The sequence below is a fragment of the Candidatus Enterococcus huntleyi genome (assembly GCF_009933175.1).
GTDB lineage: Bacteria > Bacillota > Bacilli > Lactobacillales > Enterococcaceae > Enterococcus_K > Enterococcus_K huntleyi.
The window spans coordinates 50,859-66,508 of record NZ_MAEJ01000003.1; the positions used below are offsets into that span (position 1 = coordinate 50,859).

Genomic DNA, 15,650 nt, shown 5'->3' on the forward strand with positions numbered 1-15,650 from the left:
CTTTTTTCGATTAATCAGTGTTCCAGAAGTTACGTGTTGGAACAACTTTATAGTTAAGCTGTTGTTGAGTGAGTCAATGGTTTTCTAAGGAGTCCGAAGATGATTCCTGAGATAATTGCTCCGACAGCGATAAAGACCAGATATAGCACTGGATGGCTCAATAAGAAGACAACGAAGATTCCGCCATGAGGAGCGAGTAATTTAATACCAAACCCACCAACTAAAGCACCAGCAAAGGCAGAGCCAACAACAAAACTAGGAATAGCTCGCAACGGATCAGCCGCAGCAAATGGGATTGAACCTTCGGTAACAAAGGATAGACCCATGACGATATTTGTTAAGCCAGCATCTTGTTGTTCTTTTGAGAATTTATTTTTGAATAAACGAGTAGCGACAAAGATTGCCAATGGTGGAACCATACCGCCAGCCATGACGGAAGCCATCACAACGCTACCACCATCTGCAACAGTTGTAGCTAATGTAGCAGTCCCAAAGACATAAGCAGCTTTATTAATTGGTCCGCCTAAATCGACTGCCATCATTCCTGCTAATAATGCGCCTAGTAAAGCAGCATTTGTTCCATCTAAACTACCTAAGAAATCATTTAGAGAAACATTGATAAATTTCATTGGGATATTTAATAGAAGCATCAGCATGCCTGTAATCAATAGACCAAAGACTGGATAGAAGAGAATTGTTTTGATTCCTTCCAGAGATTTTGGCAAACCTTTGAAGATTTTTTTCAAGAATACAATTACATAGCCAGCCATAAACCCACCGACTAAAGCACCAAGGAAACCTGCATTGCCGGATAAAGCTAGAGCTCCAGCGGCAAAACCAACTATTAGTCCTGGTCTGTCAGCGATACTTGATGCAATGAAACCGGCTAGTACAGGTAACATAAAGCTAAAGGCAGCATTACCAATTTGATTAAATGAGCTTGCTAACTGATTATAATTTCCCAACTGATCGAGAGCATCCTGTGGTACACCCATAAATTGGTCAATCATAAAGGATAAGGCAATTGCAATTCCGCCGCCGATTACAAATGGCAACATGTGCGAAATCCCGTTCATTAAGTCTTTGTATATGCGTGACAGAATCGTTCCGTCAGCTGAATCATCGGTTGAATCGCTAGCAGAGCCATCGCCGTGGAAAGTTGGTGCTTTACCACTCAATGCTAACTGAATAAGCTCTTCTGTTTTACGAATCCCATCACTGACAGGGCGATTAACTAATTGTTTGCCGTTAAAGCGATTCATTTCAACTTTTTTATCAGCTGCAACGATCACAGCATCAGCACGAGCGATATCCTCAGCGGTCAATTTATTTTTGATACCTTCTGAGCCGTTTGTTTCGACTTTTATTTCGATGCCCATTTCTTTGGCTTTTTTCTTCAAGGAATCTTCCGCCATGTACGTATGCGCGATCCCAGTTGGACAAGCCGTCACAGCAACAATGAATTTAGAATTCGTGTCTGATTGTGGTTGAGCTACAGCTTGGGCCGCTTGCTCCGCTTTTTCTTCTGCCGCTTTTTGATCCTCAGCATTTTGGAACAACGTTTGAACTTCATCAGGTGTTTTAGCTTCTTTTAATTTTGCAACAAAATCGGGATCAATCAATAATCGAGATAGGGCAGCTAATGCCTGTAAATGTGTATCATTGGCACCTTCTGGAGCGGCAATCATGAAGAAGAGGTAAGTCGGTTGTCCATCTAACGCCTCGTAATCAATTCCTTGTTTACTTTTAGCAAATAGAACCGTTGCTTCTTTAACCGCAGCATTTTTGGCATGAGGCATGGCAATCCCATCACCTAAACCAGTCGACGTTTGCGCTTCACGAGCGAGAATCCCGTCTTTATAGGTTTGGCTATCTGAAATTCGGCCAACATCAGCCATCTTTTGGACCATTTCATCAATAGCTTCTCTTTTTGTTGTTGCTTGTAAATCCATAATCATGGCATCTTTTATTAATAAATCGTTGATATTCATTTGTGAACCTCCTAAAATGATTGTCTTTGTGTAATTGAGACTTCCGATAGTAATTCATCGATTAATTCTTTTGTGGCTAAATCGTCAGAGAAAGCTGTCGCGCTTCCACAAGCAACACCCCATTTGAATGCATCAACTGGATCTTTGGTTTGTTCATAGCGGCCAATAAAGCCGGCAATCATTGAGTCGCCTGCGCCAACTGAATTTTTTAGTGGCCGTTTTAAGACATTCGATTGATAGACACCCTCAGAGGTGAAGAGTAGGGCACCGTCACCGGCCATTGAGATGATAGCGTGCTGCGCGCCTTCATCAAGTAACTTTTTACCATAAGGAATAATTTCTTCTATAGAGGCAAATTGTGTCTGATACAGTTCGGCTAATTCATGGTTATTCGGTTTGACAAGTATTGGTTTTTCTGGCAACGCTTGTAGCAAATCTTTCCCGGTTGTATCAATCACAAATTCAGCCTGGTTTTCCTTCACAATTTGAATTAACTCTTGGTAAAAACCATTGCGTAGACTAGCTGGAGCACTTCCTGAAAGAATCACGATGTCGCCTTTTTTGATGTGCGCAAGTTCGGCTTTAAAGGCCTCAATTTCTTGATCAGTCAGTGTGGGTCCAAGACCATTTATTTCCGTTTCTATTTCCGATTTTAGCTTGATATTGATCCGCGTATCATCGGCGATTTGGGTCCAGTGAGCAAGAATATTCTCTTCAGCGAGCCAATCTGCGATAAAGTTCCCTGTAAAACCGCCTAGAAAACCTAACGCTGTTGTTTCGTGACCGGTACGCGCCAAAATTCTAGAAACATTCAGCCCTTTACCACCAGGCAATTTTATATCTGAATCCATACGATTAAGTGCGCCAAGTGTCATCTCTTTGACACGAACAATGTAATCGATGGACGGGTTTAAAGTAACAGTGAAAATCATTTATAGAGCCTCCTTGATTGTTGTTATTTGTTGAAAGTTTGTTCGGTTAAGCTCATCACAAGCATCGGTAATAATCGTTGCTTCTTCAATAGAGGCAACTTTCGAAAAGGTGACTTGATTGAATTTGGTTTGATCTATTAATACAAACGATTCTTCGGCTTGCTTCATAGCTAATTTTTTAAGCGCCGCTTCCTCTGGGTCAGGGGTCGAATAGCCGAATTCTAAATGAGCCGCGTTCATCCCCATGAAGACTTTGTTGAAGCGTAATTGTGAAAGCTGTTGAAGACTGGTTGAGCCTAACACTGCATCAGTCGATAATTTTATAGCACCACCTAAAATAATGGTCGGAATTTGTCGTTCAACTAGCTTGGCCGCATGCTGCACCGAGTTCGTGACTACTGTTATCGAGCGATCGTTCAAAAAAGCAATCATTTCTAAAGTAGTCGAGCCGGCATCTAAATAAATTATATCGCCTTCAACTATTTCTTCAGCTGCAAGTGCGGCAATTTTTCTCTTTTCATGAATGTTTTTGAATGTTTTTTCGCTCATTGCTTGTTCATAAGACAGCTTTTGACTTTTTTTGGCTCCACCATGAATCCGTTCGATGAGGCCTTCGTCTTCTAATTCCTGTAAATCTCGTCGAATAGTTGATTCAGAAACGTTTAAGTCATTCATTAAATCTTGGGATTTGACAATAGAGTGTTGCTCTACTAATTGAAGTATTCGTTGTTTTCGTTCATCTGTAAGCATTTTCGAATCCCTCCTCACAAGAATAGTAGCACAGTAAAAGCGGATACGCAATCAAAAACGTTCAAAAACATTCACGAATAATAAAAAAGCGTCATAGAGGGATGTTGGAAATAAACAGAAGGATGCAAAAAAATCCTCCCAACATTATTTGTTAGGGAGGAGGTAGAGCGATTGTTCACCAACTGCTTGATAGATTGTTAGAAAGTCTTGTTTAGCCACTGCACGATTTTTTTCGCCAAAAGGATCATTCACATAGACATAATTATCATCAGTTCCTGTTATGACTACTGCGTGACAAAGGGGAGTGACGGTCACTTCACCGGATTTTGTTTGCCAAATTCTGAAATCATTCGCTCCTGGGACTTGAAAATCGACGGTGGTTTCTACCCAAACTGGGATTTCTTGCCGGAGCAATTTCTCGATTTGTTCAAACGGCAATCCTGTATCAGCGATGACTTTAAAATCGTCAGCTACAATTTCTTTAGCGACTACGGCGACTGGTTCAACAGCGACACCCATTGCATTGGAGCCACCAGTAATGTCGCCGACAAAACCTTCATGTGGATTACCATGCAGCTCTGCTGTTTCATTGACTGGCACATAAGTCAGAAGATTGGCCAGTTGATTTTTATTCGTTTGATAATCGTAATAGCGCAGTAACATTGAGAGAGCAGTAATCTCACAGCCATTCCCCAACGCTTGTCCCTCATTTTGATTTTCTAGAGGAACATCAATCAGTGAAATTTGGGCAGCTTGTGTTGGCTGAAATGCCGGGAAAGCAAGAACCGCCAACACCGCAACCGTACATAACGTGATAAAAAATAGAAAGATTTTTTTCATAAGCAATGTCCTCGATTTTTCAAAAATACCTGTTTTCGTACATATAGTTAAAGTATAAAAGTATACGGAAAACCCACTCCCTCATAAAACCAAGTGTTGTTCGAGGGAGAAGCAGGTTCGCAACACAGCTGAACTTATTGTTGTCTAATATCGTAAAAGTTCAGTGAAGGATCATTCAAGTTATTGTAGTTATCATAGTAGAACACTGGTAAAAATAGTTTTGAAAGTTGGTCTTCATCGGCGAAGAAACCAAAATGAATGACTCTTTCTTCATTCGCTGCGAGTGTCTGCAGTTGATAATAACTTTTCCCTTCACCATGAAATTCTAAATAATCAAGTTCACCCGTTAAAGCAGTAACCTCCTTATTTTCGTGGATGGGCATCCAAATGCCATTTTTATTTTCTAAAGGTAAGACACTATTTTGGAAATAGAGATCAGTAATCGGTTGGTCCTTCTGATTCTTGATGACGGCAGTCAAGTAAATAAATTTCGCGGTCATCGAATATTCTTCTTTCACTTGGTTAATAGAGGATTCGCCATCTCCGTAGCTAATAATCTTTTGATTAAAGGGAATCAGCTGTTTTTTATTATCAATTAACTGGTTTGATTCCAAATTTTCCAAGGCCATCGGATTAAAATTAGTTGTTGGAAATTCTTTGATTGTATCGTAAATATCGACTGATTTAAGCGTAAAATTAAATTGCTGTTCTTCTTTCTCATTCGCTGCGATTGTGACTGGAATAGTGTCGCCAATCTGATGAATCTGCGAACTATTTTCTGGGAGTCCAACAACTGCTGTCTCTGCCGGTTCCTCTGCTGCCAACTGTTTCTTAAAGTCATCGAAATCGGTGACGTATAAGGCTTCTTCTTTTGAGCAGGCTTGTAAGGAAAGAGCGTTAAGCACTTTTTCTAAGACGTCATCAGTGACATCGTTCCCGACAAACGCTTCTAAAACATAGCCTTCTTTTTCAAAATATACCAAAACTTCTGTCGAAGAATCGGTTTCTGAATCTGCTGAAAATGCCTTTTTTACGACAATTGCTTGGTGCTGATTAAAAGTCGTTTCTTGGTAGTCTTTTGAGTAGAGCACGTCGAAATCTGAAGGGGACTTAATTTTCCATAACTGAAATGAGAAGCCGCCTTTATTGAGATTATCTTTATAAGTAAATTTATTCTCAGTGTGAGCCACTGGAACCATATCCTCCGGTAGATAGCCCAAATCTAGCTTGTAATAGTCCGCGGCGGTTGAGGTATCCGTCTTATTTGGATCAATCGATAGGGTCACCTTATAGTCATTTTTTTGAACGAACCATTGATACAGTTCGTTTGCCGCATAGACCGTCGTGGGAATGATAAATAAGGCTGCTGCTGCAATTAGGAGTAGGCGTTTACTACGAATTCTTTTCGATGGGCTCTTTGAACTTTCCTGTTGACTCTTCTTCAATAATTCCATTTTTCGTTTCTGATAGGCGTCTGAAAAGGTATGAGGTTCAATCTCTTGATCGAATTCTTTTAAGGCGATTCGTTCAGCTAGCTGTTTTAATGCTTTTTCTTCGTCCGTTTCTTTATTCATCTGTTTGTTCTCCTTCCACAAGGTGTTTGATTTTTTTCTTAGCTCGTTCCAATTGCTTTTTTACGGTATCAGGCTTGACGCCCATTAAATCCGCTGTCTCTTTTCCTGAAAAGCCATAATAAATTCGATATAAAAAGACGTGCAAATAAGGCTCGTTTAGTCCCGCTGAAATTTTTGCGATTAGTTCTTTGGAATAGAGGTGACGGAGTGGTTCTGCTTCTGCAGTGACGGTTTCCTCAGGAGATGATTGCTGTGCTTCTTTATAATTGAGAACCACACGATTTTTCCGATAAGAATCAATCGCTTTATTTTTCGTAGTTCGCAAGATAAATTTCTTTAAACGAACCGTGTCATAGGTTTTTAAAACTGTGATTTGTTGATAAAGCTGTTCAAAGACATCTTGTGTAATATCCTCGGCCTGTTCGTTATTATTTATAATGGAATAGGCTAAATGAAATATTTTTTGTTCATAATCAAGATAAAGCTGTTCGAAAAAAAGAGAGTCCGGAGATTCTTTTTCCATGGATGAATTCCTCCTCGGTAAGTACGTACACACTATATAACGTTTCAAGTCATAAAAAGGTGACACAGAAAATAATTAAGAGTAAATTATTATTTGGCTACGCAATCTGTGTCTATATTCGTAATTTTTGTAGATAGATGTCTCACTCACTGAAACGGAGACTGTGCTTCTGGATGTACGCCTAATAATCTGAGGATTTGCAGTAGACCTATCAGGAAAGTCAGTTCGAGAAAATTTGATCTAGAAACTTTTAGAAAGATTTAGAGGATTGCTGTTTTATGACCTAGTCTAAAATGGTATAATTGAAAAGATTGATTGAAAGAAAGGATGTTGTCGATGTCATCCAGAGATGATTTGTTAAGAGGGATGAATCCTCGCCAGAAAGAAGCGGTTCTGCATACTGATGGAGCCTTGTTACTAATGGCTGGAGCTGGAAGTGGGAAAACTCGTGTGTTAACCCACAGAATTGCTTATTTAATAGAAGAAAAAGAGGTTAATCCTTGGAACATTCTTGCGATTACATTTACCAATAAAGCGGCAAGAGAGATGAAAGAACGGGTTACCAATATCCTGGGAGCTAGTGGTCAGGATGTCTGGGTATCAACGTTTCACTCAATGTGTGTCCGAATTTTACGTAGAGATGTTGACTTCATTGGCTACAATCGAAATTTCACGATTTTAGATTCCTCTGAGCAGCTATCATTAATGAAACGAGTGCTAAAAGAGTTGAATCTTGATCCAAAAAAATATGATCCAAGAGGGATGCTGGGAATAGTTTCTCAAGCAAAAAACAACTTGCAAACACCGCAACAATATGCGCAGTTACAAGGGAACTTTTTTGAAGAAATGGCGGCTAAGTGCTATGACATATATCAAAAAGAGCTGAGAAGAAATCAATGTATGGATTTCGATGATTTAATTATGAACACGATTCGGTTATTCAAAGAACATCCAGACTCATTGACGTATTATCAAAATAAATTTCATTATATTCATGTCGACGAATATCAAGATACAAACCATGCGCAATATACACTGGTCAATTTGTTAGCAGCGCGCTTTAAAAATCTTTGCGTTGTTGGAGATGCCGATCAAAGTATTTATGGCTGGCGTGGTGCGGATATGCAAAATATTTTGGATTTTGAGAAGGATTATCCAGAAGCGACAACGATTTTATTAGAACAAAATTATCGTTCAACAAAAAATATTTTGGCGGCAGCGAATCAAGTTATCCAGAACAATAGTAATCGCCATGATAAAAAATTGTGGACAGATAATGTTGATGGTGAAAAAATCGCCTATTTCCGAGCGGATAATGAGCGAGGCGAAACCAATTTTGTAGTATCCGAGATGCAACGGCTGATTGCCGAACAAAACCGTAAGTATGGTGATTTTGCTGTGCTTTATCGAACCAATGCGCAATCGCGGGTCATGGAAGAAACACTCCTTAAATCAAATATTCCCTATAAAATGATTGGTGGGCACAAATTCTACGATCGTAAAGAAATCAAGGATATTTTGGCGTATTTAAATGTGATAGCTAACCCGAGTGATTCTATCAGTTTTGAGCGAGTGATTAACTCACCTAAACGTGGGATAGGACCGGGTTCAGTAGATAAATTAAGAGACTTTTCGCAAATGCATGACTGGTCACTACTAGAAGCTTCTCAAAATATTGAGTTAGCAAACATTACTGGGAAAGCTGGTAAAGAAATTGGTAATTTCGGTGTGATGATTGACCAACTAAGTCAGATGGTTCCTTATCTAAGCATTACAGAGTTAGCCAAGGAACTGATTGCTAAAAGTGGCTATGAAGAAGATTTAAAAGCTCAAAATACGTTAGAATCACAAGCTCGATTAGAAAACTTAGAAGAATTTTTAACTGTGACTCAAGAATTTGATAAGCGTTATACCAGTCAAACAGAAGATGAAGCAGATGCGCCAGAAGAAAAATTAACCGTCTTTTTGAATGATCTAGCTTTAGTTTCTGATATAGATAATCTTGAAGAAGGCTCTTCACAAGTGACGTTGATGACTCTTCATGCGGCGAAAGGCTTGGAATTTCCAGTGGTCTTTCTAATTGGAGTAGAGGAAGGCGTCTTTCCACTTTCCAGAGCATTAATGGAAGAAAGTGAATTAGAAGAAGAACGACGTTTAGCCTATGTTGGCATCACACGGGCAGAAGAATTATTGTATCTATCGAACGCTTTTTCACGCACCTTATATGGCCGAACACAATACAATCGTCCGTCTCGTTTTGTGGAAGAGATTGATGATGAATTATTGGCATCTTCTGGTGTAGCAGCGAGTCAAACGAGAACATTCCCAACGTTTTCACCTAAAGCAACTAAACCTATTTATAAACAACCAGAGACGAAATCAGTTTCAACGAAAGTATCCACTGGTGGTGAAATTGGCGGTTGGAAAGCTGGCGATAAAGTCAAACATAAAAAATGGGGCGTAGGGACAGTTGTTCGTGTTGGCGGTACTTCACAAGATATGGAATTAGATATTGCCTTTCCAGAACAAGGAGTCAAACGAGTATTGGCTGCTTTTGCACCAATCGAAAAAATGTAAATAAACAAGGAGGAAATCAAATGAGTCAACCCTTGGCACAAGAAGCAGCAGCACATCGAGTCGCTGAGTTAAGAAAAATACTCGATCGTTATGCTTATGAATATTATGTCAAAGATCAGCCTTCTGTAGAAGATTATATTTATGACAAGCTCTACACTGAGCTTGTTCAGCTTGAAGAACAGTACCCAGAATTAATTACAGATCATTCACCTACCCAACGAGTGGGTGGGAAAGTATTAGCCGGTTTTGAGAAAGCTGTGCATGACATTCCCTTGTATAGCTTAAATGATGTTTTTAGTAAGGAAGAACTTTTCCAATTTGACCAACGAGTTAAAAAAATTGCTGGAGATACGGTGAGTTATTGCTGCGAATTAAAAATTGATGGGCTTTCCATTTCTTTACGTTATGAAAATGGTCTGTTTGTTCGTGGTGCTACACGTGGCGATGGGAGCGTCGGTGAAAATATCACCGAAAATCTAAAAACAGTCAATTCAATCCCTCTTCGTTTGAATGAAGATATTTCAGTCGAGGTTCGTGGAGAATGTTACATGCCAAAAGCTTCCTTTGTTAAGCTAAATAAAGATAGAGAAGAAGCCGGGCTAGATGTCTTTGCTAATCCTAGAAATGCTGCTGCAGGAAGCTTGCGCCAGTTAGATACAAAAATCACGGCTTCGAGAAAATTAGATACGTTTTTATATACCGTTGCTGATTTTGGTCCAATGACTGCCAAAACGCAGTTTGATGCTCTTAATGAGCTTTCAGAGATTGGTTTTCGGACAAATCCAGAAAAACGCCTTTGTCAAACGATTGATGAAGTCTGGGAATTTATCGAAGAATATCATGAAAAACGGACAGAATTACCCTATGAAATTGACGGTATCGTTATTAAGGTGAATGAATTTGCCACACAAGACGAATTAGGCTTTACTGTGAAGGCTCCACGTTGGGCGGCTGCCTATAAATTTCCGCCTGAAGAAGCGCAAACAGTGATCGAGGATATCGAATGGACGATTGGCAGAACGGGAGTCATTACACCTACAGCAGTGATGACGCCGGTTCGTGTCGCTGGCACAACTGTTAGTCGGGCTAGCTTGCACAATGCAGATTACATCCGAATGAAGGATATCCGTCTAAATGATACGGTAATTATTTATAAAGCAGGAGACATTATTCCTGAAGTGGCACAAGTGATTCTAGAGAAACGTCAGAAGGATAGCGAGCCGTATCAAATGCCTACCCACTGTCCTATTTGTGAGAGTGAGTTGGTTCATTTGGATGAAGAGGTGGCTTTGCGATGTATTAATCCAAAATGTCCTGCTCAGATGAAGGAAGGCTTAAATCACTTTGTGTCCCGCAATGCCATGAATATTGATGGGCTTGGCCCACGTGTTTTGGCGCAGATGTATGACAATCATTTGGTTGGAGATGTAGCTGATTTATATAAGTTGACCCAAGAACAGTTGCTGACTTTAGATAAAATTAAAGAGAAATCTGCAGCAAATATTTTATCAGCAATTGCGGCAAGTAAAGATAATTCCCTTGAGCGCTTAGTTTTCGGACTAGGAATTCGACATGTTGGTGCTAAAGCTGCTAAAATCTTAGCAGAACATTTTGGTGATTTGAACCATTTAAGTCAAGCCAAATTTGCTGATATTGTGGCCTTAGATACCATGGGCGATATTATCGCGGATAGTGTGGTAACTTATTTTGAAAATGATGAAGTACATCAACTGATGGCAGAGTTAGAAGCAGCTGGCGTCAATCTAACTTATAAGGGCGTTCGTGTAGCGGATATTGCTGAAATAGAGTCGCCATTTAAAAATAAAACGATTGTTTTAACTGGTAAATTAACACAATTTAACCGTGAAGAGGCGAAACAAACTATAGAATCTTTAGGTGGTAAAGTCACCGGAAGTGTCTCGAAAAAAACGGATATTGTGGTTGCTGGTGAAGAAGCCGGCAGTAAATTAACGAAAGCTCAATCATTGGGTATTACTGTTTGGGATGAACAACAAATGGCTGATGCGTTAAAAGAGAGCCATAATAAAGACCAAACAACGGAAGAATATTAGCAATTGCTAGATTTTTATGGGAAGTTTCATGAAAGTATTTTAAAACTCAGTAAATTATATGGTAAAATAAACGCATAATATCTAGTTAGATGAGAGGAAGAAGGGGTATCTATGGCAATTAGTGAAGAAGAAATAAAACACGTAGCGAAGCTTTCTAAGCTTGAATTTGGAAAGGAAGAGCTTGTAGGCTTTACCGATCAATTAGGAAAAATCATTGATATGGTTGAATTATTAGAAGAGGTTGATACAGAAGGCGTAGCGTTTACTTCGAATGTTATTGAGACAGTCAATGTAATGCGTCAAGACCGTGCGCAATCAGGATGGAATCGCGATGAATTGATGAGAAACGTGCCTGAAACGGAAGATGGCTTCATTAAGGTACCAGCAATTATTGATGAAGGAGAGGCGGGTGCCTAATGGAAAAATTATACGATAAATCATTAGTCGAATTACATGACTTACTTGTGTCTAAAGAAATCACTGCTCAAGATTTAACTCGAGCAACCTTTGATCGAATCAAAGAAACAGAACCGAAAGTGGATGCATTTTTACAACTTAATGAAGAAAAATCAATTGAGTTAGCAAAAGCAATCGATGAAAAAGGAATTACTGAAGAAAATATCCTAGCAGGTATTCCAATCGGGATTAAAGATAATATTGTGACACGAGATATTCGCACGACAGCAGCCTCAAAAATGTTATATAATTTTGATCCAATCTATGACGCAACTGTTATGGATAAAGTGTATCAATCAGATCTAATTCCTGTTGGAAAATTGAACATGGATGAGTTTGCGATGGGTGGAAGTACTGAAAATTCAGCCTTTAAGAAAACAAAAAATGCTTGGGATCACACGAAAGTACCTGGGGGTTCTTCAGGTGGATCTGCTGCGGCTGTTGCTGCCGGACAAGTTCCCGTTTCTTTAGGTAGCGACACGGGTGGAAGTATTCGTCAACCTGCAGCTTTTAATGGAATCGTTGGGATGAAACCAACTTATGGCCGTGTTTCTCGTTTTGGCTTAATTGCCTTTGCCTCTTCATTAGACCAAATTGGCCCAATGACTAGAACGGTGAAAGACAATGCTCTAGCTTTAACTGCGATTAGCGGATATGATGAAAAAGACGGCACATCAGCGGGTGTTTCTGTGCCAAACTTTGCTGAGGGTTTAACTGGCGACATTAAGGGAATGAAGATTGCTTTACCTAAAGAGTATTTAGGCGAAGGAATTGCTCCAGGCGTCCAAGAAGCTATCTTAAAAGCTGCGGACACATTCCGTGCACTAGGTGCGACAGTCGAAGAAGTTAGCTTACCTCATTCAAAATATGGCGTAGCCGTCTATTATATTATTGCCTCTTCAGAAGCAAGTTCAAACTTACAGCGTTTTGATGGTATCCGTTATGGCTACCGTTCTGAAACAGCCAAAAACTTAGATGAAATTTACGTTCAATCACGTTCAGAAGGCTTCGGTATGGAAGTTAAACGTCGTATTATGTTAGGAACGTTCTCTTTAAGTTCAGGTTATTATGATGCCTACTTCAAAAAAGCAGGACAAGTAAGAACATTAATTAAACAAGACTTTGATAAAGTCTTTAAAGACTACGATTTAATTATTGGCCCTTCTTCGCCAACAGTTGCTTTTGGGATTGGTGAAAATATTAATGATCCAATTACTATGTATAAGAGTGATATTTTGACGATTCCAGTCAATCTTGCGGGACTTCCTGGAATGTCAATTCCTGCTGGATTCTCAGAAGGCTTGCCAGTTGGTTTGCAAGTGATTGGGAATCATTTTGACGAAGCTACGATGTACAAAGCAGCTTACGCTTTTGAACAAGCCACTGATTTTCATAAGAAAAAACCTGTGATTTTAGGAGGGAATGCCTAATGAACTTTGAAACAGTAATCGGACTTGAAGTCCATGTGGAATTGAAAACAAATTCTAAAATCTTTTCTCCTGCCCCTGCTCACTTTGGTGCAGAACCTAATAGCAATACAAATATTATTGACTGGGGCTATCCTGGTGTTTTACCAGTCATGAATAAAACAGCCCTAGAATTTGGGATGAAAGCTGCTCTTGCTTTGAACTGTGAAATCTCAAAAGATACTCATTTTGACCGTAAAAATTATTTCTATCCTGATAATCCCAAAGCGTATCAAATCTCTCAATTTGATCAACCAATCGGACATGATGGCTGGATTGAAATTGAAGTTGAAGGTAAAAAGAAAAAAATTCGGATCGAACGTGTTCATTTAGAAGAAGATGCTGGGAAAAACATGCACGGTATCGGTGGCTATTCTTATGTCGATTTAAACCGTCAAGGTACACCACTAATTGAAATCGTATCAGAAGCTGATATGCGTTCACCAGAAGAAGCATATGCTTATTTAGAAGCATTACGCTCGATTATTCAATTTACTGAAGTCAGCGATGTGAAGATGGAAGAAGGCTCTATGCGTTGTGATGCCAACATTTCACTACGTCCTTATGGTCAAGAAGAATTCGGAACAAAAGCTGAGCTTAAAAACCTTAACTCAATGACTTTCGTCAAAAAAGGATTAGCTTTTGAAGAAAAACGTCAAGCGAAAGTGCTACTTTCTGGTGGCGAAATCCAACAGGAAACGCGTCGTTTTGATGAAACAACTAACCAAACGTTGTTGATGCGTGTCAAAGAAGGTTCTAGTGATTACCGTTATTTCCCAGAACCAGATATTCCTCGTTTTGCAATCGATGACGAGTGGATTGAAAAGATTCGCGAAAGTTTGCCGGAAATGCCTACTTCTCGTCGGACACGTTATGTCAAAGAATTAGGTTTACCAGAATACGACGCGATGGTTCTAACTTTAACTAAAGAAATGTCTGATTTCTTCGAAGAAACATTAGAAAAAGGCGCAGATCCTAAACAGGCTTCTAACTGGTTAATGGGTGAAGTTTCAGCGTACTTAAATAGCGAAAAACTTGAATTAGGTGAGACAAAATTAACGCCAGCAAACCTATCTGGAATGATTAATTTGATTGCAGATGGCACAATCAGTTCTAAGATTGCGAAAAAGGTCTTCCGTGAATTAATTATTAACGGTGGCGATGCGAAAAAAGTAGTTGAAGAAAAAGGGCTGGTTCAGTTATCCGACCCTGCACAATTATTACCAATCATTAATGATGTGCTAGATAATAATCAACAGTCAGTAGATGACTTCAAGAATGGGAAAGATCGCGCAGTTGGCTTCTTAGTCGGACAAATTATGAAAGCGACAAAAGGCCAAGCTAATCCAGGTATTGTCAATAAATTATTGCAAGAAGAATTAGCAAAACGCTAAGAGGGTAGAACATGAAAAAAGCACGTGTCATATATAATCCGACTTCTGGAAAAGAATTAGTCAAAAAAAGTTTAGCCGATATTTTGACTACACTGGAAGAAGCGGGCTATGAAGCAAGCACTTATGCCACGACTCCTGCGCCTAATTCTGCACGAGATGAGGCAACTCGTGTTGGAAAACTAGGATTCGATTTAGTTGTCGCAGCGGGCGGTGATGGAACGATTAATGAGGTGGTTAATGGATTAGCCCCTCTAAAAAATCGGCCCAAGATGGCAATTATTCCTGCCGGAACAACGAATGATTATGCTCGAGCTTTAAAAATTCCTCGAGATGACATTAGAGCAGCGGCTGAGGTGATTAAAAAAAATCAATTAGTGAAGATGGATATAGGGAAAACTGGTGATAATTATTTTATTAATATCGCTGCAGGTGGTTATCTGACTGAATTGACCTATGAAGTTCCTTCAGAGTTAAAAAGTATTTTTGGCTACTTAGCGTATATTGCTAAAGGGGCAGAAATGTTACCACGCGTTAAGCCAATCAAAATGCATTTGAAATATGATGAGGGCGAATACAATGGCAATGCTTCGATGTTCTTTCTAGGCTTGACCAATTCCGTGGGTGGCTTTGAACAAATCGTTCCTGATGCAAAGCTTGATGACGGGAAATTTTCGCTAATTATCGTAAAAACCGCTAATTTATTTGAGATTGTTCACCTTGCTGCCTTAATGTTAAATGGTGGAAAACATATTGATGATCCGCGTTTAATCTATACTAAAACAAGTAAACTTTATGCGGAAACGACCGATAATGAAAAACGAATGATGATTAACCTTGATGGCGAATATGGGGGCGATGCACCCATGACCTTTGAGAATCTTCATCAACATATCGAGTTCTTTGCTAACATAGATAAAATTCCTGATGAGGCAATTACCGGTGAAACCGCTGAAGAAGTTGAAATTGAAAATGCTGGAAAAGAATTTGTTAAAGAAGTTGAAAAGTTAACGGATCAAGATATAAATGGTGATGGAACAAAAGGTTAAAAAAACTGTTCCTTATCAAAAAATACGAG

General features: G+C 39.4%; 12 protein-coding genes. 6 read left to right on the forward strand and 6 right to left on the reverse strand.

Features of this window, described 5'->3' with window-relative positions:
• Positions 1-53 precede the first annotated feature (53 nt).
• From BAU15_RS03480 to BAU15_RS03505, 6 genes are all read right to left on the reverse strand, one after another.
• Complete coding sequence (locus BAU15_RS03480; protein ID WP_161841378.1) at positions 54-1,991, reverse strand: PTS fructose transporter subunit IIABC; 1,938 nt, start codon at positions 1,989-1,991, stop codon at positions 54-56.
• 11 nt (positions 1,992-2,002) lie between these two features.
• Positions 2,003-2,923: a 1-phosphofructokinase gene (gene pfkB / locus BAU15_RS03485; RefSeq protein WP_161841379.1), complete on the reverse strand. Its 921-nt coding sequence runs from the start codon at positions 2,921-2,923 to the stop codon at positions 2,003-2,005.
• Positions 2,924-3,673 carry a DeoR/GlpR family DNA-binding transcription regulator gene (locus BAU15_RS03490; RefSeq protein ID WP_161841380.1) on the reverse strand — a complete coding sequence of 250 codons (750 nt, stop codon included), beginning with the start codon at positions 3,671-3,673 and terminating at the stop codon, positions 2,924-2,926.
• Between the two features lie 144 nt (positions 3,674-3,817).
• Positions 3,818-4,513, reverse strand: coding sequence for a C39 family peptidase (locus BAU15_RS03495; RefSeq protein WP_161841381.1), 696 nt, complete (start codon positions 4,511-4,513; stop codon positions 3,818-3,820).
• Between the two features lie 134 nt (positions 4,514-4,647).
• Positions 4,648-6,087, reverse strand: coding sequence for a hypothetical protein (locus BAU15_RS03500; RefSeq protein WP_161841382.1), 1,440 nt, complete (start codon positions 6,085-6,087; stop codon positions 4,648-4,650).
• The gene (locus tag BAU15_RS03505; RefSeq protein ID WP_161841383.1) at positions 6,080-6,610 is read right to left on the reverse strand and encodes an RNA polymerase sigma factor; all 531 of its coding nucleotides are present in this window, start codon (positions 6,608-6,610) and stop codon (positions 6,080-6,082) included. Before BAU15_RS03505 ends, BAU15_RS03500 begins: the two co-directional genes overlap by 8 nt.
• Before the next feature lie 336 nt (positions 6,611-6,946).
• On the opposite strand from BAU15_RS03505, the gene pcrA reads away from it, so the two are divergent.
• The 6 genes from pcrA (at position 6,947) to BAU15_RS03535 (ending at position 15,621) form a co-directional block, all read left to right on the forward strand.
• Positions 6,947-9,187: a DNA helicase PcrA gene (pcrA, locus tag BAU15_RS03510; RefSeq protein WP_161841384.1), complete on the forward strand. Its 2,241-nt coding sequence runs from the start codon at positions 6,947-6,949 to the stop codon at positions 9,185-9,187.
• 20 nt (positions 9,188-9,207) lie between these two features.
• A complete protein-coding gene (gene ligA / locus BAU15_RS03515; RefSeq protein WP_161841385.1) occupies positions 9,208-11,259 on the forward strand; it encodes an NAD-dependent DNA ligase LigA in 2,052 nt (683 codons plus the stop codon).
• Positions 11,260-11,370: 111 nt separating this feature from the next.
• Positions 11,371-11,676, forward strand: a complete 306-nt coding sequence (gene gatC / locus BAU15_RS03520) for an Asp-tRNA(Asn)/Glu-tRNA(Gln) amidotransferase subunit GatC (RefSeq protein WP_161841386.1) — start codon at positions 11,371-11,373, stop codon at positions 11,674-11,676.
• Entirely contained in the window at positions 11,676-13,145 is a 1,470-nt protein-coding gene (gene gatA, locus BAU15_RS03525) for an Asp-tRNA(Asn)/Glu-tRNA(Gln) amidotransferase subunit GatA (RefSeq protein ID WP_161841387.1), read from the forward strand. The genes gatC and gatA overlap by 1 nt, the downstream gene beginning before the upstream one ends.
• Complete coding sequence (gene gatB / locus BAU15_RS03530; RefSeq protein ID WP_161841388.1) at positions 13,145-14,575, forward strand: Asp-tRNA(Asn)/Glu-tRNA(Gln) amidotransferase subunit GatB; 1,431 nt, start codon at positions 13,145-13,147, stop codon at positions 14,573-14,575. Before gatA ends, gatB begins: the two co-directional genes overlap by 1 nt.
• An 11-nt stretch (positions 14,576-14,586) precedes the next feature.
• Complete coding sequence (locus BAU15_RS03535) at positions 14,587-15,621, forward strand: diacylglycerol kinase (RefSeq protein WP_161841389.1); 1,035 nt, start codon at positions 14,587-14,589, stop codon at positions 15,619-15,621.
• Positions 15,622-15,650 lie beyond the last annotated feature (29 nt).

Coding starts and splice junctions, on each gene's coding strand:
- pfkB (WP_161841379.1), bottom strand. CDS start 2,923: ATGATTTTCACTGTTACTTTAAACCCGTCCATCGATTACATTGTTCGT.
- BAU15_RS03505 (WP_161841383.1), bottom strand. CDS start 6,610: ATGGAAAAAGAATCTCCGGACTCTCTTTTTTTCGAACAGCTTTATCTT.
- gatC (WP_161841386.1), top strand. CDS start 11,371: ATGGCAATTAGTGAAGAAGAAATAAAACACGTAGCGAAGCTTTCTAAG.
- BAU15_RS03535 (WP_161841389.1), top strand. CDS start 14,587: ATGAAAAAAGCACGTGTCATATATAATCCGACTTCTGGAAAAGAATTA.
- BAU15_RS03490 (WP_161841380.1), bottom strand. CDS start 3,673: ATGCTTACAGATGAACGAAAACAACGAATACTTCAATTAGTAGAGCAA.
- BAU15_RS03480 (WP_161841378.1), bottom strand. CDS start 1,991: ATGAATATCAACGATTTATTAATAAAAGATGCCATGATTATGGATTTA.
- BAU15_RS03495 (WP_161841381.1), bottom strand. CDS start 4,513: ATGAAAAAAATCTTTCTATTTTTTATCACGTTATGTACGGTTGCGGTG.
- gatB (WP_161841388.1), top strand. CDS start 13,145: ATGAACTTTGAAACAGTAATCGGACTTGAAGTCCATGTGGAATTGAAA.
- pcrA (WP_161841384.1), top strand. CDS start 6,947: ATGTCATCCAGAGATGATTTGTTAAGAGGGATGAATCCTCGCCAGAAA.
- ligA (WP_161841385.1), top strand. CDS start 9,208: ATGAGTCAACCCTTGGCACAAGAAGCAGCAGCACATCGAGTCGCTGAG.
- BAU15_RS03500 (WP_161841382.1), bottom strand. CDS start 6,087: ATGAATAAAGAAACGGACGAAGAAAAAGCATTAAAACAGCTAGCTGAA.
- gatA (WP_161841387.1), top strand. CDS start 11,676: ATGGAAAAATTATACGATAAATCATTAGTCGAATTACATGACTTACTT.